Origin of the sequence: Paramicrobacterium humi, from assembly GCF_900105715.1 — a bacterium.
GTDB lineage: Bacteria > Actinomycetota > Actinomycetes > Actinomycetales > Microbacteriaceae > Paramicrobacterium > Paramicrobacterium humi.
In genome coordinates this window covers 690168-709698 of record NZ_FNRY01000001.1, presented here as the reverse complement: position 1 = coordinate 709698, position 19531 = coordinate 690168, and the positions used below count along the sequence as shown (strand labels likewise).

General features: G+C 68.4%; 21 protein-coding genes and 1 pseudogene. 10 read left to right on the top strand and 12 right to left on the bottom strand.

What is annotated here, in order from left to right:
• The first annotated feature begins 27 nt into the window (after positions 1 to 27).
• From BLV49_RS03550 to BLV49_RS03525, 6 genes are all read left to right on the top strand, one after another.
• A complete protein-coding gene (locus tag BLV49_RS03550; protein ID WP_218132589.1) occupies positions 28 to 1062 on the top strand; it encodes an autoinducer 2 ABC transporter substrate-binding protein in 1035 nt (344 codons plus the stop codon).
• A 77-nt stretch (positions 1063 to 1139) separates the two neighbouring features.
• Positions 1140 to 2741: a sugar ABC transporter ATP-binding protein gene (locus BLV49_RS03545; RefSeq protein ID WP_091179856.1), complete on the top strand. Its 1602-nt coding sequence runs from the start codon at positions 1140 to 1142 to the stop codon at positions 2739 to 2741.
• Positions 2738 to 3754, top strand: a complete 1017-nt coding sequence (locus BLV49_RS03540) for an ABC transporter permease (protein WP_091179854.1) — start codon at positions 2738 to 2740, stop codon at positions 3752 to 3754. Before BLV49_RS03545 ends, BLV49_RS03540 begins: the two co-directional genes overlap by 4 nt.
• Positions 3751 to 4836: an ABC transporter permease gene (locus BLV49_RS03535; RefSeq protein WP_091179853.1), complete on the top strand. Its 1086-nt coding sequence runs from the start codon at positions 3751 to 3753 to the stop codon at positions 4834 to 4836. The genes BLV49_RS03540 and BLV49_RS03535 overlap by 4 nt, the downstream gene beginning before the upstream one ends.
• Positions 4837 to 4983: 147 nt before the next feature.
• Positions 4984 to 5169 (top strand): DUF4160 domain-containing protein, encoded by a 186-nt coding sequence (locus BLV49_RS03530; RefSeq protein WP_091179851.1) that lies wholly within the window; start codon positions 4984 to 4986, stop codon positions 5167 to 5169.
• Positions 5170 to 5188: 19 nt separating this feature from the next.
• Positions 5189 to 5428, top strand: a complete 240-nt coding sequence (locus BLV49_RS03525) for a DUF2442 domain-containing protein (protein WP_091179848.1) — start codon at positions 5189 to 5191, stop codon at positions 5426 to 5428.
• Between the two features lie 9 nt (positions 5429 to 5437).
• Here the strand turns inward: BLV49_RS03525 and rhaI are convergent, their stop codons facing one another.
• On the bottom strand, positions 5438 to 6604 hold the full coding sequence (gene rhaI, locus BLV49_RS03520; protein WP_091179846.1) for an L-rhamnose isomerase: 1167 nt from the start codon (positions 6602 to 6604) through the stop codon (positions 5438 to 5440).
• A gap of 105 nt (positions 6605 to 6709) precedes the next feature.
• Between rhaI and BLV49_RS03515 the strand changes: the two genes are divergently transcribed.
• Positions 6710 to 7726, top strand: a complete 1017-nt coding sequence (locus BLV49_RS03515) for a LacI family DNA-binding transcriptional regulator (RefSeq protein WP_091179844.1) — start codon at positions 6710 to 6712, stop codon at positions 7724 to 7726.
• A gap of 3 nt (positions 7727 to 7729) precedes the next feature.
• On the opposite strand, the gene BLV49_RS03510 is transcribed toward BLV49_RS03515, so the two are convergent.
• The 7 genes and pseudogenes from BLV49_RS03510 to BLV49_RS03480 all read right to left on the bottom strand — a co-directional run bounded on the left by BLV49_RS03510 (position 7730) and on the right by BLV49_RS03480 (position 13190).
• Positions 7730 to 8344 carry a hypothetical protein gene (locus tag BLV49_RS03510; RefSeq protein WP_091179842.1) on the bottom strand — a complete coding sequence of 205 codons (615 nt, stop codon included), beginning with the start codon at positions 8342 to 8344 and terminating at the stop codon, positions 7730 to 7732.
• A gap of 22 nt (positions 8345 to 8366) precedes the next feature.
• The gene (locus BLV49_RS17295) at positions 8367 to 8825 is read right to left on the bottom strand and encodes an FAD-dependent oxidoreductase (RefSeq protein WP_091179840.1); all 459 of its coding nucleotides are present in this window, start codon (positions 8823 to 8825) and stop codon (positions 8367 to 8369) included.
• A 104-nt stretch (positions 8826 to 8929) separates the two neighbouring features.
• Positions 8930 to 9421, bottom strand: a pseudogene (locus BLV49_RS17290) (FAD-dependent oxidoreductase); the annotation flags it as partial.
• Positions 9414 to 10109 (bottom strand): methyltransferase domain-containing protein, encoded by a 696-nt coding sequence (locus BLV49_RS03495; protein WP_342706611.1) that lies wholly within the window; start codon positions 10107 to 10109, stop codon positions 9414 to 9416. The gene BLV49_RS03495 and the pseudogene BLV49_RS17290, both read right to left, overlap by 8 nt.
• Positions 10109 to 11185 carry a type III polyketide synthase gene (locus tag BLV49_RS03490; RefSeq protein WP_091186713.1) on the bottom strand — a complete coding sequence of 359 codons (1077 nt, stop codon included), beginning with the start codon at positions 11183 to 11185 and terminating at the stop codon, positions 10109 to 10111. Before BLV49_RS03490 ends, BLV49_RS03495 begins: the two co-directional genes overlap by 1 nt.
• Before the next feature lie 68 nt (positions 11186 to 11253).
• Entirely contained in the window at positions 11254 to 12759 is a 1506-nt protein-coding gene (locus BLV49_RS03485) for an MFS transporter (RefSeq protein WP_176980870.1), read from the bottom strand.
• Positions 12760 to 12764: 5 nt separating this feature from the next.
• Positions 12765 to 13190: a MarR family winged helix-turn-helix transcriptional regulator gene (locus BLV49_RS03480; protein WP_091179836.1), complete on the bottom strand. Its 426-nt coding sequence runs from the start codon at positions 13188 to 13190 to the stop codon at positions 12765 to 12767.
• Positions 13191 to 13269: 79 nt separating this feature from the next.
• Between BLV49_RS03480 and BLV49_RS03475 the strand changes: the two genes are divergently transcribed.
• On the top strand, positions 13270 to 14115 hold the full coding sequence (locus BLV49_RS03475) for an alpha/beta fold hydrolase (protein WP_091179833.1): 846 nt from the start codon (positions 13270 to 13272) through the stop codon (positions 14113 to 14115).
• On the opposite strand, the gene BLV49_RS03470 is transcribed toward BLV49_RS03475, so the two are convergent.
• Entirely contained in the window at positions 14112 to 14723 is a 612-nt protein-coding gene (locus BLV49_RS03470) for a histidine phosphatase family protein (RefSeq protein ID WP_091179831.1), read from the bottom strand. The two genes, BLV49_RS03475 and BLV49_RS03470, sit on opposite strands and share 4 nt — an antisense overlap.
• Before the next feature lie 52 nt (positions 14724 to 14775).
• Here BLV49_RS03470 and lplAB point away from each other — a divergent pair, with 52 nt between their 5' ends.
• Positions 14776 to 15825 carry a lipoate-protein ligase LplAB gene (gene lplAB, locus BLV49_RS03465; protein ID WP_091179829.1) on the top strand — a complete coding sequence of 350 codons (1050 nt, stop codon included), beginning with the start codon at positions 14776 to 14778 and terminating at the stop codon, positions 15823 to 15825.
• Complete coding sequence (locus BLV49_RS03460; protein ID WP_434061450.1) at positions 15804 to 16703, top strand: DNA-methyltransferase; 900 nt, start codon at positions 15804 to 15806, stop codon at positions 16701 to 16703. The genes lplAB and BLV49_RS03460 overlap by 22 nt, the downstream gene beginning before the upstream one ends.
• A gap of 3 nt (positions 16704 to 16706) precedes the next feature.
• Here the strand turns inward: BLV49_RS03460 and sufU are convergent, their stop codons facing one another.
• Genes sufU through BLV49_RS03445 form a run of 3 tightly spaced genes read right to left on the bottom strand, consistent with a single transcriptional unit; the run spans position 16707 to position 19515 of the window.
• Entirely contained in the window at positions 16707 to 17147 is a 441-nt protein-coding gene (gene sufU, locus BLV49_RS03455; protein WP_091179827.1) for a Fe-S cluster assembly sulfur transfer protein SufU, read from the bottom strand.
• The gene (locus BLV49_RS03450; protein ID WP_091179825.1) at positions 17144 to 18436 is read right to left on the bottom strand and encodes an aminotransferase class V-fold PLP-dependent enzyme; all 1293 of its coding nucleotides are present in this window, start codon (positions 18434 to 18436) and stop codon (positions 17144 to 17146) included. Before BLV49_RS03450 ends, sufU begins: the two co-directional genes overlap by 4 nt.
• 41 nt (positions 18437 to 18477) lie before the next feature.
• Positions 18478 to 19515 carry a LacI family DNA-binding transcriptional regulator gene (locus BLV49_RS03445; RefSeq protein ID WP_091179823.1) on the bottom strand — a complete coding sequence of 346 codons (1038 nt, stop codon included), beginning with the start codon at positions 19513 to 19515 and terminating at the stop codon, positions 18478 to 18480.
• Positions 19516 to 19531 lie beyond the last annotated feature (16 nt).

Below are 19531 nucleotides of genomic sequence, written 5' to 3'. Positions count from 1 at the left end.
GCGGAGAGATGAAGAGGAGGCACCACAGTGAAAAACGGAAAGAGGCTCCTTGCCGTTGGAGCGCTCGCGCTCTCAGCGGCGATGGTCATGACCGCCTGTACGAGCCGCAACGACGACGCGGGTTCGGGCAAGAGCACCTCCGGCGGCGATGAGAAGATCAGCGTCGCCTTCGTGCCGAAGCTGCAGGGCATCCCGTACTTCGAGGCTATGAACGCGGGCGGTCAGGAAGCGGCGAAGGATCTCGGCATCGAGTGGCTGTATCAAGGGCCGACCGAGGCGGATGCGGCCGCGCAGGCCGACATCGTCCGCTCGTTCATCCAGCAGGGCGTCGACACCCTCGTGGTCGCCCCGAACGACCCCGACTCGATGGCGCCGCTTCTGCAGCAGGCGAAGGACGCCGGCATCGCCGTCGCGACAAGCGACACCGACGCCCCGAACTCCGTTCGTGAGGTCTTCGTGAGCCAGGCGTCGACGGAGGGGATCGGCCAGGGGCTGACCGATGAGCTCATGAAAGCGATGGGCAACAAGGGCAAGTACGCGATCGTCTCGTGTGGTGAGACCGCCGCGAACTTGAACTCCTGGATCGAGGTGCAGAAGAAGTACACGGCCGAGAAGTACCCCGACGCCGAGATCGTCGACATCGTCTACGCCGGCGAAGACCAGGCCAAGGCGACGAGCATGGCGACGGACCTCATGAACGCGCACCCGGATCTCACGGGGCTCGTCGGTGAGTGCACGTCGTCGGCTCCGGGCGTCGCCCAGGCTGTGCAGGACGCGGGCAAGACCGGCAAGGTGTTCACCGTCGGCCTCGGAACGCCCAAGTCGATGGCTCCGTACCTGAAGGACGGCTCGTCGAGCGCTTCGATTCTGTGGGACGTCAAGGCGCTCGGCTACCTCACCGCGTGGGCCGGACAGCAGCTCGCCGAGGGCAAGTCGTTCGAGGCGTCGAACAAGGTCAGCGATGACCTGCCCGACGTGAAGTACGACGCCGACACCAAGGTCCTGCTGCTCGGACCGCCGCTCGTCCTGACCAAGGACAACGTCGACAACTACGACTACTAGTCGCAGGTGGGGTGCCGCTCGCGAGCGGCACCCCACCTGACATCGATGCGCACCGCGCCCGACAATCGGGAGGACCAGTGGAAGACGACGCTCCGTCGACCGAGGACGCCGCGCCGCGGCTCCAGCTCACGGGCATCACGAAGCGCTACGGCGGCGTGCGCGCCATCCGGCATGCGGACCTCACCGTCGACGCGGGCACCGTTCACGCGCTCGTCGGCGAGAACGGCGCGGGCAAGTCGACAGTGATCAAGATCATCGCCGGCGCGGAGCGAGCCGACTCCGGCGAAATCCGCTTCGATGGCGAGATCCAGCAGATCACCTCGACGAACGACGCGATCGCGCTCGGTGTGCAGACGGTGTACCAGGAGCCCAAGCTGTTCCCCGAGCTCTCGGTCGCCGAGAACATCTTCGTCGGGCGCGAGCTGCGCCGCGGCGTGCGCATCGACTGGTCTTCGCAAGCGGAGCAGGTGCACGACCTGCTCCGCACGGTCGGCCTCGCGGACTCCGTCTCGACGGTGCCCGTCGGCACGCTCTCCATAGCCCAGCAGCAGCAGGTGTCGATAGCGAAGGCGCTCGCCGGGGAGGCGCGAGTCCTCATTCTCGACGAGCCCTCGGCCATCCTCACCGACTCCGAGATCGACGTGCTTTTCGCGGTGATCAAGGGGCTCGCGCAACGCGGCGTCGCCGTCATCTACATCTCGCATCGACTCGACGAGCTGTTCCGCATCGCCGATCTCGTGACCGTGATGCGCGACGGCGAGACGATAACGACGAAGCCCATCGGCGAGCTTACGGTGCGCCAGATCGCTGAGCTCATGGTCGGCGGAACACTCGCCGAATCCGCAGAACGCGACGCCTCCGGCCCCGGCGAGGTGGCTCTCGAACTCGACAAGCTCACCGTCGACAAGCGCTTCGCCGACGTTGACCTCACCGTGCGCGCCGGGGAGATCGTCGGACTCTACGGCCTGATCGGCTCGGGCGCCGGCGACATCGCGAGCGCCGTGTACGGCATGGAGCACGTCTTGAGCGGCACGATGAAGATCGCGGGGAAGCCGACGATCGTTCGAAGCCCGAGCGCGGCGAAGCGCCGCGGCATCCATCTGCTTCCCGCCGACCGTTCCGCACAGGGCTCGTTCTCGTTCCAGTCCATCGCGTTCAACATCACGATCGGCGAGCTCGCCCTGCTCTCGAAGCTGCGAGGCTGGGTCGAGAAGCGGCGCGAGCGAAGCATCGCTCGCGAGTTCATCTCAAGGCTTGCGATCAAGACGCCGAGCGAAGGGCAGCCGATCAGCGCCATGTCCGGCGGCAACGCGCAGAAGGTCGTGCTCGCCCGACAGCTCGTCGAACGACCCAAAGTGCTCGTGCTCGTCGAGCCGACGCAAGGCGTCGACGTGGGCGCCAAGGAAGAGATCCACCGCATCATCGAGGAACTCGCGGCGTCCGGCACCGCGGCGCTCGTCGTCACGAGCGACCTCGGGGAAGTGCTGCGCGTGTCCGACCGCATCCTCGTGGTGCGCGCCGGTCGCATCGTCGCTGAGTTCGGGAAGGATGCCACGCAAGTGGAGATCCTCGCCGCGGCAGCGGGAGACGTGGGCGGCACACGCGAAGAGGCGTCGTCCGACGCCGGAGAAGCGCCCGACATGCTTGGCGACATGCACCGAGAGGAGTCGAACCAATGACGGCGACAGCCCCCGCGCGCGACACCGGTGAACGCGCCGTCGCGCGGCGCATCCTCCCACCGCCGATCACGGGACAGGAGTACGTTCTGTTCGGCGTCATCGTGGTCATGTGGATCCTCCTCGGCATCTTCACGCCCTCGTTTCTGAGCCCGTCCTCAATCCAGCCGCTTCTCGTGCAGATCGCGCCGATTGCGCTCATCGGGGTCGGCATGACGTTCATCATCATCACGGCGGGAATCGACGTCTCCGTCGGCGGCGGGATCGCACTGTGCGCCGTGGTCACGGCGAAGCTGCTCGTGAACCTCGACGTGCCGGCGATCGTCGCCGTGCTCGTGAGCATCGCCCTCGGCACGGTGCTCGGGTTCGTGAACGGAATCCTCACGGCCTACGGTCGCGTGCACTCGATCATCATCACGTTCGGCACGATGAACGTCTTCCAGTTCTTCGCTCTTCGGGTGTTCGGCTCCTCGACAGTGAACGGCATCCCGAACACGCTCGACATCTTCGGCCGCGGTGAGGCCGGACGCACGCTCGGGGTTCCGCACAGCTTCGCGATCACGATCGTCATCGTCATCATCGCCTGGTGGTACTTGCGGCATTCGAGCGGCGGCCGGCACTTCTACGCCATCGGAGGAAACGCGGACGCCGCGAGGCTCGCAGGCATCAAAGTCCAGCCGCGCACCGTGATCGCCTACGTCGTGACGGGAGCGCTCGTCGGCCTCGGCGCGTGCTTCATCGTCGCCTCGGGAACTTCGACGCTCGACCAGGCCGTCGGCTCGGGTCGCGAGCTGCAGGTCATCGCCGCCGTGGTCATCGGCGGCACGTCGATCACGGGCGGCCGCGGCTCCGTCATCGGGAGCCTGCTCGGCGCTGTGCTCGTGCAGACCGTCGGCTCGGGAGTCACCCAGCTCGGCTGGCCGTCGCAGCTCGCGAACTTCTTCGTCGGCGTCTTCATCGTCATCGCCGTCGGAACGGACATATTGCGAGAGCGCGCGCGAAGGAGGAAGCAATGACGACAACGACGCCGGAGACGCGCACCGGAAAGGACCGGTCGCAGCCGAACATCGTCCAGCGGGTTCTCGAGACGCTGCTGACGCAGCGCATCTGGCTGCTCGCCGTGCTCATCGTGATCCTCATCATCGTGATGACGATCCTCGACTCCGCCGGTCTCTTGCGCGGCTCCTACGACTCCGACTACCTCGCGGCCTCGCTCATCAGCGCCGTTCCGCTCGCGATGCTCGCGCTCGCCCAGCTGTTCGTCATCGTGTCCGGCCGAGGCGGCATCGACCTGTCCGTCGGCTCCATCGTCTCGATGACGGGGATCGCCTTCGGACTCACGTACGGGATCTGGGGCTGGTCGCTCGTCGCAAGCCTCATCTTCGCGGTTCTGGTCGGGGCGCTGCTCGGCGCCATCAACGGTGTTCTCGTCGCCTACGTCGGCTTCCCGCCGCTCATCGCAACGCTCGCGACGTACTACGCGTACGAATCGCTCGCGCTCGTGTGGAGCGGACAGCGACCCGTCAACTCGACTCAGATCCAAGCGTTCTACTCGGCGGCGAAGTCGATCGAGCTTCCCCTGATCGGGCAGTACGTCCCGCTCTTCCCCGTGGGGATCTTCACGTTCCTCATCCCGACAATCGTCATCTCGTGGGTGCTGCTGAACAAGACGACCTTCGGTCGGCGCATCTACGCCCTCGGCACGAACGACACGGCTTCTCTGTGGTCCGGCATCGACATCCGCACGAACCGCATGTTCGCCTACATCATCTCCGGCGTCATCTCAGGGCTCGTCGGCATCGTCACAGTCGCGCAGTTCGCGTCCGCCCGGCCGGATGCCGGAACCTCCGGAAGCGGGATGGCGCTGCCCTCGATAACGATCGCCGTGCTCGGCGGCGTTGCGATCACGGGCGGGATCGGGCGCGTCGCGGGCGTCGTGCTCGCGGCGCTGCTGATCGTCTGGCTCAACGCGGGCATCCTGCTCGCCGCGCCGGGAAACCTCGGCGTGCAGTTCCAGCTGCTCGCGCTCGGTCTCGTGCTGATCTTCGCCGCGCTGCTCAACTCACTCACGCGCCGCAAATACGGCGGCGTCGTCTAGGGCGGAGTCGCTGCAGGCTCACCGTCGGCCGTTCTTCGGCTGTGCACAAGTGGGCGGATTCTGCGTGATTCACAGTGAAGCCCGCAGCATGCACTCGTGAAGACAGCCACTCCTACTGTCGATGGAGGAGGTGGCCATGCCTACGCGATGCGACGACAAGGATTTCGCTTCTTCTTTTACAGTAACGAGGGCGCGGAGCCGCCTCACGTGCACGTAGCGAGGGATCGCTGTGAGGCGAAATACTGGCTAGCTCCGGTCGAAGTGGCGCGTAACCGTGGATTCGCTCCCCACGAGCTTCGCCGCATCGGTGCGATAATTGTTGCAAACGGCTAGTACTTGCGGGAGGTATGGCATGAGTTCTTTACTCCGCGGCAGTGAAGCCGTCGATGTTGCCGTCACGGAAGACGCGCTCACCGTCACTCTCAGTGACGGCCGTTGCATTTCGGCCCCACTCGTGTGGTTTCCGCGGTTGAAGAGTGCGACAGCCTCGGAACGAGCGGATTGGGAACTCATCGGTCCTGGTGACGGCATCCACTGGCCGCAAGTCGATGAAGACGTTTCGGTCCGCTGGCTGCTGTCTGGCCGCTGCTGACCCGGGCCGCTACGCGCCCCAGCCGGACTGCGTTCCGCCGATGCGCTCCTCTGCGATCTTCTGCTGGTATCCGGACGCAGCGTACGCCGCCATCGGGTCCGCCGGCAGTCCGCGTGACTCGCGCCACTCGGCGAGGGCCGGTCGGACGTCGGTGTAGAAGGCGTCCATGAGGATGCCGTTCGCGCCGAGCACATCGTGCTCCGCCTGCGCGGCGTTCAGCGCCTCACGGTCGAGCATCAGAGCGCGCGCCGTCATCTCCTGCACGTTCAGCACGGAGCGGATCTGGCCCGGGATCTTGTCTTCGACGTTGTGGCACTGGTCGAGCATGAACGCGACGTCCGGGTTCGCGTAGCCGCCGCCACGGACGACCTCGACGAGGATGCGGAACAGCTGGAACGGGTCGGCGGCGCCGACGATGAGATCGTCGTCGGCGTAGAAGCGCGAGTTGAAGTCGAAGGAGCCGAGCTTTCCGAGGCGCAGCAGCTGAGCGACGATGAACTCGATGTTCGTGCCCGGCGCATGGTGGCCCGTGTCGAGGCAGGTCAGCGCCTTGTCGCCGAGAGCGGAGACCTGCGCGTAGGAGGTTCCCCAGTCGGGAACGTCGGTGTGGTAGAACGCAGGCTCGAAGAACTTGTACTCAAGCACCATGCGCTGGTCGTCGCCAAGCCGATCGTAGATCTTCTGCAACGACTCGTGCAGGCGATCCTGGCGGGAACGGATGTCGTCCTGGCCGGGGTAGTTCGTGCCGTCGGCGAGCCAGATCTTGAGGTCGCGCGATCCGGTCTGGTCCATGACGTCGATGCACGCGAAGTGGTGGTCGATCGCCTTCTGCCGCACGGCAGGATCGGAGTGCGTGAGCGATCCGAACTTGTAGATGTCGTCTTGGAAGGTGTTGGAGTTCACGGTGCCGAGGGAGACGCCCTGCTCGCCGGCGTAGTCGCGCAGCGCCGCGTAGTCGTCGACCTTGTCCCACGGAATGTGCAGCGCGACAGTCGGGGCGAGGCCCGTGTGGCGGTGCACGGTAGCGGCATCCGCGATCTTCTCCTCGATGGTGCGGGGCGTACCCGGCGTGCCGAAGACCTTGAAGCGCGTGCCGGAATTTCCGAATGCCCATGAGGGCAGCTCGATGGCCTGCTTGGCGAGGTCGTCGGAGATTTGGCTGAACGGGATGGTCATGAGGGCTCACTCCTTCGTGCGGATACGGTTAGAGACTATCTGAATCGTTTCACGTTCGGCAAGGGGAGCTGCAGTTCGACGCTACGATTCAAGAGGAGGGAACCCATGGCTGTCAGCGTTCGCGATGTCGCGGCTCGAGCAGGCGTCTCGGTGGGCACGGTCTCGAACGTGCTCAATCGACCGGATCGCGTTGCCGCCTCAACGGTCGAGCGCGTCGTCGCGGCAATCGAGGAGCTCGGCTTCGTGCGCAACGACGCCGCGCGGCAGCTGCGGGCGGGGCACAGCCGCAGCATCGGACTTGCGGTCCTCGACATCGGCAACCCGTTCTTCACCGACATGGCCAGAGGTGCGGAGGACCGCGCTCGAGAGTCGGGCCTCTCGGTGCTTCTGGCCAACAGCGACCAGGATGAGCAGCGGGAGACGGCGCATCTCGATCTGTTCGCCGAACAGCGCGTCTTCGGCATCCTCATCACGCCGGTGGGCAACACGCCCCGGCGGCTCGAGTCGCTGCGCGCGCATGGCACGCCGACGGTGCTCGTCGACCAGCGGGCCGACAGCGACAAGTTCTCGTCTGTGGCCGTCGATGACGTCGCGGGCGGCTACCTCGCGGTCAGGCACCTGCTCGATCTCGGTCGGCGGCGCATCGCCTTCGTCGGCGGTCCCACTCGCCTTCGCCAGGTCGCCGAGCGGCTCGAGGGGGCGCGGGCGGCCGTCGCAGAAACGGCGGGCGCGACGCTCGAGGTTCTGGCGCGCGAGGCTCCCACTGTGCTGCAGGGCCGCGCAGCGGGGGAGGAGATTCGCGAGCGTCCGGCGTCTCGACGGCCGGACGCTGTCTTCGCCGCGAACGATCTGCTCGCCATGGGGGTTCTGCAGGCGTTCAGCATGCTCGGCAGCGTGCGGGTTCCCGACGACATCGCTCTCATCGGCTACGACGACATCGACTTCGCGCAGTCGTCTGTCGTCCCGATGTCCTCGATCCGGCAGCCGAGCCATGCCATCGGCCACACCGCCGTCGACCTCCTCATCCGGGAGAACGCGGATGGTGAATCCTTCGCGCCCGAGCAGATCGTGTTCCAGCCCGAACTCATCGTTCGCGATTCCACGGTCGGCGCGGCGGGCTAGCGCTCAGAAGGAGAGCGGCGGGGACTCGCCGTCCGCGAGAGGCGCAAGGCCGCGGTCGATGCGCAGATGCTCGGCGTCGACGTCGAGGCCGTCGAGCGGGATCGCGTGTAACCGCCTCACGCGGTAGCGACCGAGCAGGAACACTTCGTAGTACGCGTCGGAGCCGACCCACGAGGCTGCCCGCATTCCGATGATGAACCAGCGCTGCGCGAGATCGACTTCGTCCCTCAGCTCGAGCGTCTCGGCGATCGACTGGAGCCCGTGCAGATCATCGGTTCTCGCGCGCCGCACCTCGTCCAGGTAATGCAAGGCTGAGGCGCGATCGTCCCGTTCGAAAGCGAGGTCGAGCAGCTGCGAGTGAGCTCCCAGTGGAGGGCCGTCGCCAGCCGCCACGGCCGCCTGAGCGACGCGCCACGCTTCGTCGAGTTCTCCGGCCTTCTGGTACTTCTCGGAGGCGAGGGTCAGAAGGAACTGGGCGGTGACGTCCTCATCGAGCTCGAAGTTCTCGCGATCGGTCGCCCACGCCTCACAGATGCGGGCTTCCTCGATGTTCTCGGCGGCGTTGTCGGACAGGAACCCCATCTCGTCGAGATCTGCTTCCGTGATGAGTCTGGTCACGGGGCGAGCTTACCGATAGAGATCACAGCCGCTGCATCGTGAACGCGTCGGCGAGCCGGCGGCGAACCGGCGGGACGCTCAGTGCGCGGATCGCAGCGCGGCGAAGCGGCTGAACCAGCAAGGGAAGGGGCACACCGACCGCCATGTTGAAGGCCGCCTGGTTCATCGCGCGCAGAGCCGCCGGACGCCGCTCGCCCTCCCATCGAACCAGCTCATCGGCGTCGCCGCGGAGGGCGGCGACGAGCCGGGGCGCGAGAGCCGCGGCATCCATGAGTCCGAGGTTCATGCCCTGTCCGCCGATCGGGCTGAGCTCGTGGGCGGCGTCGCCGAGCAGCACGACGCGACCGGCCACCCAGTGCTCGGCGATGTGCTGCTGGGCGAGGAACGCGCTCGTCTCCTCGCGGGCGATGGCGGTCGTGATGCCGGTGCGCTCGGCGACAAGCTGCTCGAGGTCGTCGCGCTCGGGGAGCGGGCCACCCATCGGCGGCGCCGTCCCGGCAGCGGGAAGGACTCGACGACGCCGTAGGCGCCGAACCACAGCACGGCGAGCGTGTCGAGGTCGCCGTCATCGGGAACGTCGGCCATGAGGTAGCGGGCCCGACCGCGCCGCTGCGCCCAGCCGATGCCGAGTTGGGACCGGATGCCGCTGGCCACTCCGTCGGCGGCCACGACGAGCCGCGCGCCGATCGACCCGCCGCTCATGCGAATGCGCACGCCCGCGTCGTCCTGATCGATGCCGAGCACGCGCGTGCCGCGCAGCGGCGGACGCGCGAGCTGCTCGAGCCGGTGCTGCACGCCGTGCTGCGCGAGGGTGAGCACGGGCGGGTCGAAGCGCATGCCGGCGAGAACGCGGTCCCGATCGCGCGCCTCTCCGCGCGTGATCGGGAGGCTGCCCGAGAGCTCGACGCCCGCCCGGCGAAGGATCTCGACCGCCGGCGGGTGCAGTCCCACCGCGCGCGGGCGCTGCGAGATCTCCGTGCGCTGCTCGAGTGCGACGACGTCGACGCTCTCGCGTTCGAGGAGCACGGCGAGCAGCATCCCGACCGGTCCGGCGCCGACGATCACGACGTCAGGCATCACCGCCCTCCCGGGCGAGCAGCAGCCGTCTCGGCGTGTGGCGGGTGACGGTCCAGCCGGCGGGCGCCGCCTGCCGCAGCTCTTCCGCGGTGTAGCTGCGGCGAATCGAGCGCAGGCCGTCGACGCGCACGAACGTGCCGGGACTGAGCGGCACGGCGAGCAGGGCGAACCCGGCATATGCGCCGCGCGAGCGCTCGATGTCGCTGTGCAGCACGAGTCCTTCCGCTGTGCAGCACGCCGTCGTCTCGGCGAGAAAGCCGGGCAGGTCGGCGATGTGATGCACGACGTGGTTGGAGGCGACGATGTCGAAGCGCTCGTCGAGCTGCGAGGCCGTCGCCCGGACGAACCGGGCTCTCGCGCGGCCGCGGGCGGCGGCATCCTTCGCCACATTGATGGCCAGGCGATCGGGATCGACGCCGGTGACCTCCAGCTGCAGCCCATCGCGTGCGGCCCAGCGGGCGAGAGCGAGGGTGATGTCGCCGCCTCCGCAGCCGACGTCGAGCAGCCGTGTCGGGCGCTCCGCCGAGAGCCGCGGCCGGATCCGGGAGCGATACACCGACCGCCAACCCGAGACGAGTCGGTTCACGAGCGTGAAGCGCCGGTACGTGCGGCGCAGCGCACGCGGGTCGCAGTCGGGCTCGTCCATCTTCTCGACGAGCGTCGTCGCTCGCGTGGACAGGTCCACCATCACTGCACCGTCAGCAGCGCCGACTCGACGGTGAGACCAGGGCCGAACGCGACGGCGCACATGCGATCCCCCGCCACTGCGTCGCGCAGGATCCGTTCGATCACGAACAGCACCGTCGTGCTGCTCATGTTTCCGAACTCGTTCAGCACGGCGCGGGAAGCGCCGAGCTGGGCGGGATCGAGCTCGAGGGCGGACTCGACCCGGTCCACGATGCTGCGCCCGCCCGGGTGCAGCGCCCACCAGTCGATGTCGCGTGCCGGGGTGTCGCCCAGCAGAGGCGTCAGCGCTCCCGTGATGTGCTCGCCGATGATGTGCGGAACGTAGCTGCTGAGCACCATCGTGAAGCCCTCGTCGCCGATGGTCCACGCCATCGCCTCCTCGCCCGTCGGCGTGATGCGGGTGTCGAAGCTGTCGAGGCTCGCGAGGCCGGTTCCCGTGTGCACGATCGCCGCGGCCGCGCCGTCGGCGAACAGGGACGAGGCGATGATCTGGTCGGGATCGTTCGACGAGCGCACGTGCAGCGTGCACAGCTCGACGCTCACGACGAGCACCACGGCGCTCGGGTCGGCTTCGCACAGCTGGTGCGCGAGGCGCAGAGCGGGCATCGAGGCGTAGCAGCCCATGAAGCCGAGGTGATAGCGCTGCACGCCCGCGCGCAGGCCGAGCTCGCGAGCGATGAGGAACTCGGGTCCCGGCGCGAAGAAGCCCGTGCACGAGAGCGTGATGACGTGCGTGATCGTGTCGGTGTCGATGTCGGCGGTCGCCCGGCGTGCCGCCTCGACGTACAGCGCGCCGGCCGCCTCCGTGTACAGTTCGTTGCGAGCCTGCGTTCCCGGCGAGAGCAGCAGGCCGGAATCCCGGTCGTAGAACTGCGGCTCGTCGACGTGCGTGTCGTTGTCGAACTCGACGATCGCCGACCGCCTTGTCGAGATGCCGGACTGGTCGAAGCTCGTCGAGATCAGCCGCTGCGCGAGCCGGCTGAGGTCGGGCTGCGACGCGAACACGTCGCGCACCTCGGACTGGACGAGGACGGTGTCGGGGGTGAGGCTCGCTATCGATGCCAGGGTGATCGCCATGCGCCATGGTAGGCACGCGTGATCGGATGCCGCGCGGCCTTGCGTCGTCTGCCGCGATCTGACAGGGCTCAGTCGTCGCGCGGCAGGCGCAGCTGCCCCGTGAGTGCCTCCGGCTCGGAGACGGGGATCGCCTGCGGGGCGGAAGCCGGGCTTCCGGCGTTCGGGATGCGCCGTGCCTCGGGGCAGTCTTCGGCGTCGTCGGTGGCGGCCACGGGGATGGGCTTCGTGTCGGGCCGCGCGCTCTCGGCCTCGTCGCGCACGACCGCGATCGGCGAGGTCAGGCCAAGGGGAGTGAAGCTCGCCGTCTCGGTTCCCGGCAGGGGGCGGCCGTAGTGCGTGACGACGAGGCGCCAGCGCGAGCGCGGGTCGCGGCGCAGCCGCAGCTTGCGGGCGACGACGAGCCAGCCGAGTCCGACCGCGAGCGCCGCGAAGCCCGCCATCGCGCCGACGCCGAGCGTCCAGCGGGCGCCGAACACGTTCGCGACCCAGCCGACGATCGGTGCGCCGACGGGCGTGCTGCCCATGAGGATCGCGCCGTACAGCGCCATCACGCGCCCGCGGATGATCGAGCTCGATGTCGTCTGCACGAAGCTGTTCGCCGTCGTCAGAAGGGTCACGGTGGAGAAGCCGACGAGGATGAGGGAGACGGCGAAGAGCCAGTAGCTCGGCATGACGCCCGAGATGGTCGAGGCGACGCCGAAGAAACCGGCCGCGACGATGACCACGCGCATCTGCGGTCGCGCCCGCCGCGCGGCCATGAGCGCTCCCGTGAGAGAGCCCACGGCGAGGATCGACGAGAGCGCGCCGTACTCACCGGCTCCGCGACCGAACTCGACCGCCATCGTCGAGGCGACGATCGGGAAGTTCATGCCGAACGCGCCCATGATGAACACGATGATGAAGATCACCGTGAGGTCGGGGCGGGCGCTCACGTAGCGGAAGCCCTCCACGATGTTCTTCAGCGGGCTTCCCGTCGCGCGCGGGCTCTTGTGCAGCTCGTCGACGCGCAGCATGAACAGCGCGCACAGCACGGCGAGGAACGAGGCCGCGTTGATGAGGAACACCCAGCCCGAGCCGATGAGGGCGATAAGGATGCCGGCGACCGCGGGGCCGATCAGGCGCGCCGTGTTGAACGACGCCGAGTTGAGCGAGACGGCGTTCACGACGTCCTTCTCGCCGACGAGGTCGGAGACGAACACCTGCCGGGCCGGCATGTCGATCGAGTTGACGACGCCGAGCAGGAACGCGAAGACGAACACGTGCCACAGCTGCGCGTACCCGCTGAGCAGCAGCACGCCGAGCCCGACCGCGAGAAGCATGAGCGAGGTCTGCGTGAACATGAGGATCTTGCGCCGATCGAAGTGATCGGCGATGTAGCCGGAGATCGGCACCATGAGCAGCTGCGGGCCGAACTGCAGGGCCATCGTCGTCCCGACGGCGAGCGCGTCGTTGTCGGTCAGGTCGACGAGCACGACCCAGTCCTGTGTCGTAGCCTGCATCCACGCGCCGACGTTCGAGACGAGGGCGCCGACGAACCACAAGCGGTAGTTGAAGCTCGACAGCGAGCGGAACATGGCTTTCACTGAGTGGTGAGGCTCCTCATGATGTCGGTGGCGGCGGCGAGCGTGGCGCGATCCTCGGGGCTGAGCGAGCGCAGCTGCTGGTGCAGCCAGCGGTCGCGCTTCTTCACAGTGTCTTTGACGGTCGCCTGCCCGGCGTCGGTGAGCGCGATGATGACCTTGCGGCGATCGCTCTCGTCGGCGACGCGCTCGATGTAGCCGCCCTCCTCCAGGCAGTTCACCGTGCGGTTCATCGACGGCGCCGACACCCCTTCGCGCTCGGCGAGAGCGGTGAGCGTGAGAGCGCCGTGCCAGTGCAGTCCGGCCAGCACCGAGAAGTGTGCGTCGCTCAACTCGCCGTCCGCCTTCTCGGCGCGCAGCCGGCGGGCGAGACGGAAGGTTGCGATTCGCAGCTCGGTGGCCTGTTCCCCAATAGTCTTTGCCACAGCTGCTTAGTCTAGCTTATTAGCCTTGCTAAGTAAATAGGAGAAGGCTGACGGATGCCGCCGGCGCTACGCTTGGCGCATGACCCAGCCCGACGCCATTCGCTCCCTCGTCGACGACGACAGCGTGCGCATCACCTACTACGAGTGGACGGCGCCCGACCCGCGCGGCGTCGTGCACATCGCCCACGGCGCCGGCGAGCACGCCCGGCGCTACGGCGCGCTCGCCGGGGAGCTCGTCGCCGCCGGCTACACGGTCGTCGCCGACGACCACCGCGGGCACGGGCAGACGGGACTCGACTACCTGGGGCTCGGCCACCTCGGTCCGCACGGCATCCGCGGTGCCACGTCAGCGGTGCAGAAGGTGGGCGAGTCGCTGCGGGAGCGGCATCCGGACCTGCCCCTGTTCCTGCTCGGGCACAGCTGGGGCTCGCTCATGGCGCAGAAGATCGTCGCCCGCACCGACCTGTACGACGGCGTCGTGCTGACCGGCACGTCTCTCGCCGTCATCGGCGTGCTCAACGGCGGCGACCTCAACAAACCCTGGCGAGGCACCGGCGCGACGGGACTCGAGTGGCTGAGCCGCGATGAGGCCGTCGGCGCGGCGTTCACGGCCGACCCGCTGTGCTTCGACATCGCCGAGAAGCCCGTATGGACGCTGCCGCAGTCGCTGCAATTCCTCGGCCGGCCGCCGCGGCACCTGCCACGCGACCTCCCCGTTCTCATCATGGCCGGCTCCGACGACACGCTCGGCAGCGGCCGGGGTGCTCGACTGCTCGCCGACGCCTACCGGGACCGCGCGGGACTGAGCGACGTCGAGGTGGAGATCTACCCCGGCGCGCGGCACGAGGTGTTCAACGAGACGAACCGCGACGAGGTCATCGCCCGGCTCGTCGACTGGCTCGGCCGGCACAGCACCCGGCGTTAGGCGACCGGCGGCACGTTGAAGTCGAGCAGGGCGGCCTTGTCGCCCTCGAACTCGAGAGTCGTGAGCGCGCAGTTGCCCACGACGGGAAAGATGTCGCGGTAGCGGTTCGGGTCGATCGAGAGCAGCGTGCACACGACGAGCCGCATGAGCGTGCCGTGGCCCACGACGAGGGCCGTGCCGCCGTCGGCCTTGAGGATGATGCGCGCGAGCACCTTGAGGGCGCGCGCGACGGCGATGGCGCCCGGCTCGCCCGCCGGCATGGGCGACTGCGCGGGAGCCTTCTCGAACGCCGCGGCGGCATCCGGGTACTGCTCGTACAGCTCCGCTATCGTGAGCCCCTCGCCCTTGCCGAAGTCGACTTCGTTGAGCCCCTTGTCGGCCCAGTGGTCGAGCCCGGTGGCCTTGGCGACGGCGTCCGCCGTGTTCCACGCCCGGCTGAGCGTCGACGACACGAGCACATCAGGTCGATGCGTGACCGCCCAGGCCGCGAGCTCCTCGGCCTGCTGAAGTCCGCGATCGGTGAGGGCGATGTCGCTCGAGCCGGCGTAGCGGTGCTCGGCGTGCCACACCGTCTCACCGTGTCTGGTCAGGATCAGCTTGGTCGTCATACCCCCATTCTGCTCTCCCCGCCGACGCGGCGGGCGGCGATAGGCTTGCAGCATGCACGGTGAGTACAAGGTTCCGGGCGGAAAGCTCGTGGTCGTCGACCTCGAAGTGGAAGCGGGAACCATCACGCGCTTCGCCCTCGCCGGCGACTTCTTCCTCGAGCCCGACGAAGCCCTCCTCGCGATAAACGACGCCGTGACGGGAATGCCCGCGGCGAGCGACTCGGCGACCTTCGCGGCATCCGTTCGATCTGCCCTTCCGGCCGAGGCGACGCTGCTCGGCTTCACGCCCGAGGCCGTCGGCGTGGCGATCCGTCGGGCGCTCGCGCAAGCCGCGAACTGGCGGGACTACGACTGGGAGATCATCCACGCGGCATCGGTGCCGCCGCGCATGCACCTCGCGCTCGATGAGGTGCTCACGGGCGAGGTCGGCGCGGGGCGCCGCGGCCCGACGCTGCGCATCTGGGAGTGGGACGAATCAGCTGTCGTGATCGGCAGCTTCCAGTCGGTGAAGAACGAAGTCGACATGGCCAACGCCGAGAAGCACGGCTTCGAGGTCGTGCGCCGCATCACGGGCGGCGGCGCCATGCTCATGAAGCGCGGCGAGGTCATCACCTACTCCCTGTACGTGCCGGCCGACCTCGTGCAGGGCATGTCGTTCGCCGACTCGTACGCCTATCTCGACGAGTGGGTGATCGAGGCGCTGAACTCGCTCGGCGTGCGCGCCGAGTACAAGCCACTCAATGACATCACGAGCCCGGGCGGCAAGATCGGCGGCGCCGCGCAGAAGCGGCTCGGCAACGGCGCCGTTCTGCACCACGTCACGATGAGCTACGACATGGACGGCGAGCTCATGACGAAGGTGCTGCGCATCGGCCGCGAGAAGATGAGCGACAAGGGCACGACCTCCGCGGCGAAGCGCGTCGACCCGCTGCGCAGCCAGACGGGCCTCAGCCGCGCGGAGATCATCGAGCGGATGAAGCAGGTGTTCGTCTCGCAGACCGGCGCGACGATGGGCGGGGTCACGCCCGAGGAGTACGCGGCCGCCGAGGCGCTCGTCGACTCGAAGTTCTCCACCGACGCGTGGCTGCACCGGGTGCCGTGACGATGTCCGCCGACGACGCGGCTGCGGCGGCATCCGACCCCCGACGACTGCCGCAGAGCAGCGTGATTCTCGCGGGCGACAACCTCGAGCTGCTGCCCACGCTCCCGGATGCCGCGTTCCGGCTCGTGTACATCGACCCGCCGTTCAACACCGGGCGGGAGCAGCGGCGCAGCGCGACGACGCACGTGCGTGCGGCGGCGGGCTCGGGCACCGTGACGGGGTTCAAGGGGTACAGCTATGAGCGCATTCGCGGGCAGCTGCACCGGTACGACGACGCGTTCGACGACTACTGGGCGTTTCTCGAGCCGCGGCTGCTCGAGGCGTGGCGACTGCTCGCCGACGACGGCACGCTGTACTTGCACCTCGACTACCGCGAGGCCCACTACGCGAAAGTGCTGCTCGACGCGATCTTCGGCCGCGACTGCTTTCTCAACGAGATCATCTGGGCGTACGACTACGGCGCGAAGTCGAAGTCGCGCTGGCCGACCAAGCACGACACGATCCTCGTGTACGTGAAGGACCCGCGGAACTACGTGTTCAATTCCGACGACATCGATCGGGAGCCGTACATGGCGCCCGGGCTCGTCACGCCCGAGAAGGCGGCGCGCGGCAAGCTGCCGACCGACGTGTGGTGGCACACGATCGTGTCGCCGACGGGCAAGGAGAAGACCGGCTACCCCACCCAGAAGCCCGAGGGCGTGCTGCGGCGCATCATCCAGGCCTCGAGCAACGAGGGCGACTGGGTGCTCGACTTCTTCGCCGGCAGCGGGACCACGGGCGCCGCCGCCCGGAGCCTTGGCCGCAACTTCGTGCTCATCGACCAGAACCCCGAGGCCGTCGCGATCATGCGGCAACGGCTCGGCCTCGGCCAGGTGTGAGGCTCAGGGCAGCTGCGCGAGGTCCGCTTCGAGTGCGACCCACGCGAGCATCGCGCACTTCACCCGAGCGACGTAGCGTGAGACGCCCTCGAGTACGGCGGCGTCGCCGAGCGCCTCGTCATCGTCGATGCCGGCGCCCTTCGAGCGCATGAGCTCACGGAACTGGGCGATCCGCGCGGGCGCCTCGGCCAGCGGCATCCCGGCCGCGAGATCGCTCAGCAGCGACGCCGACGCCATCGAGATCGAGCAGCCGGCGCCCTCCCACGATACTGACTCGATGCGCTCGCCGTCGGCGCTGACGTGCAGCTCGAGGGTGAGGTCGTCGCCGCACGTCGGGTTGAACTGATGGCTGGATGCCGCTGCGCCCGCGCGCAGCCCGAAGCCGTGCTTCTCGCGCGCGTGGTCGAGGATCACCTGCTGGTAGAGGCTCTCGAGCTCGCTCATGAGCCGGCTCCGAAGAACGGGCGCACGTCGGCGAGGGCCTCGAGGAACAGCTCGACGTCGTCGAGCGTGTTGTAGAGGTAGCTGCTCGCCCGCGTGGACGCCGTCACCCCAAGGTGGCGGTGCAGCGGCTGCGCGCAGTGGTGCCCGACTCGGACGGCGATGCCCTTGTCGTCGAGGAACTGTCCCGCGTCGTGCGCGTGCACGCCATCGACGTCGAACGAGGCGAGACCCGTGCGCTGGTCGGCGTCACGCGGGCCGAGCACGCGGATGCCGTCGATCTGCGTGAGCCCCTCGAGCAGGCGCCGACCGAGGGCGTGCTCGTGCTCGGCGATGTGGTCGAGCCCGATGCCGGAGAGGTAGTCGCAGGCCGCCGCGAAGGCGATCGCTTGCGAGATGCGCTGCGTGCCGGCCTCGAAGCGCTGCGGTGCGGGCAGGTACTCGGCGCGCTCGAGCGTGACCGTCGTGATCATCGAGCCGCCCGTGAGGAACGGCGGAAGCGCGTTCAGCAGCTCCCGGCGCCCGTACAGTGCGCCGATGCCGGTGGGCGCGAGCATCTTGTGGCCCGAGAACACGGCGAAGTCCACGTCGAGGGCATGGAAGTCGACGGGCATGTGCGGAACGGACTGGCAGGCGTCGAGAACGACGAGAGCGCCGGCGGCATGCGCGAGATCGACGAGCTCGGCGACGGGAGCGATCGCCGCCGTCACGTTCGACACGTGCGCGAAGGCGACGAGGCGCGTGCGCTCGCCGATGATCGCGGTGGCCTCGTCAAGGCGCAGCACGCCCTCGTCGTCCACGGGGATGGCGCGCAGCACGGCTCCCGTGCGTGCGGCGAGCTCCTGCCACGGGATGAGGTTCGCGTGGTGCTCGGCTTCGGTCACGACGATCTCGTCGCCGGGGGAGAGGCGGAATCGGGCGGCGGCTTCCCCGCCGCGTCCCGCTGTCGCATTCCCGATGGCGTAGGCCACGAGGTTGATGGCTTCCGTCGCGTTCGAGGTCCACACGAGCTCATCGGAGGCGGCGCCGACGAAGGCGGCGACAGTCTCGCGCGCCTGCTCGAAGAGCTCGGTCGCCTCGGCTGCGAGCGTGTGCGCGCCGCGATGTACGGCCGCCGTGTAGGTCTCGGCGAAGGCGCGTTCGGCGTCGAGAACCGGCGCGGGCTTGAGGCTCGTCGCCCCCGAGTCCAGATACACGAGCGGTCGTCCGTTGACCGGTTTCGCGAGCTCCGCGAAGTCGGTGCGGATGCGGCGGACCGCCGTGTCGTCGAGGGGGACAGTGGAGGTGATCACTCTTCCATTGTCCCCCGACCGGGAGGACGGCGGGGCCGTGTTTACTCAGCCCTGCGCGATGTGGACGCGCGCACCACGAGTTCCGCCGGCAGCCGTGTGGCGCGCGGCACGCTCTCGTCGCCGTCGATGAGCCGGATGAGCACTTCAGCCATCTTCGCGCCCATCCGCTCGGTCGACTGGTTCACGGTCGTGAGGGGCGGCGTCGCCGTCGGAGCGTACTTGTCATTGTCGAACCCGACGACCGACACGTCGTGGGGGACGCTCAAGCCCGCCTCGTGCAGCGCCGAGTAGGCGCCCACGGCCATCTGGTCGTTCGCGGCGAACAGGCCGTCGATCGGCACCCCGCGGGCGAGCAGCCGGCGCATCGCCTCGGCTCCCGACTGCGGGGAGAAGTCGCCGTGCTCGACGAGGGAGTCGTCGAGCCGGGCCCCCCTCAGCGCCGTGCGCCACCCGGCGAGCCGGTCGACGCCCGCGGGCATGTCGCCCGGTCCGGAGATGATCGCGATCGACGTGCGGCCGGCGTCGATGAGGTGCTGCGTCGCCACCCGGCCGCCCTCGACGTTGTCGGCGTCGACGAAGTAGCTGTCGGTCTCGCTCGGGTTGAGCGGTCGCCCGCCGAAGACGAGCGGAATCGAGGCGCCGAGCCGCGTGTAGGAGTGATCTCCCGAGTGGTGCGACACGACGAGGGCGCCGTCGACGTTGCCGCCGCGCAAGTAGCGCCTGGTCTTGTCCGACGCGGTCTCCGAGGCGATCAGCAGGCTGAGCGTGTACTCGGTATCCGCGAGGTGCAGCGCGATTCCCTGCACGATGTTCGAGAAGAACGGGTCGTCGAAGACCTTCGCCGCCGACTCGGGCAGGATGAGCGCTATCGCCTGCGTGCGCCGGCTCGCGAGCGAGCGCGCCGCCCGATTGGGCACATAGCCGAGCTCGTCGATGGCGGCGTTGACGAGCGCCACGACTTCGTCGGTGACCTTCGGCGAGTTGTTGACGACGCGCGAGACCGTCGCGCGCGAGACGCCGGCGCGGGCGGCGACGGCTTCGAGGGTGGGCGCGGTCGACGTCGGAATCCGCTGACTCATCGCGCCCTCCCTCTCG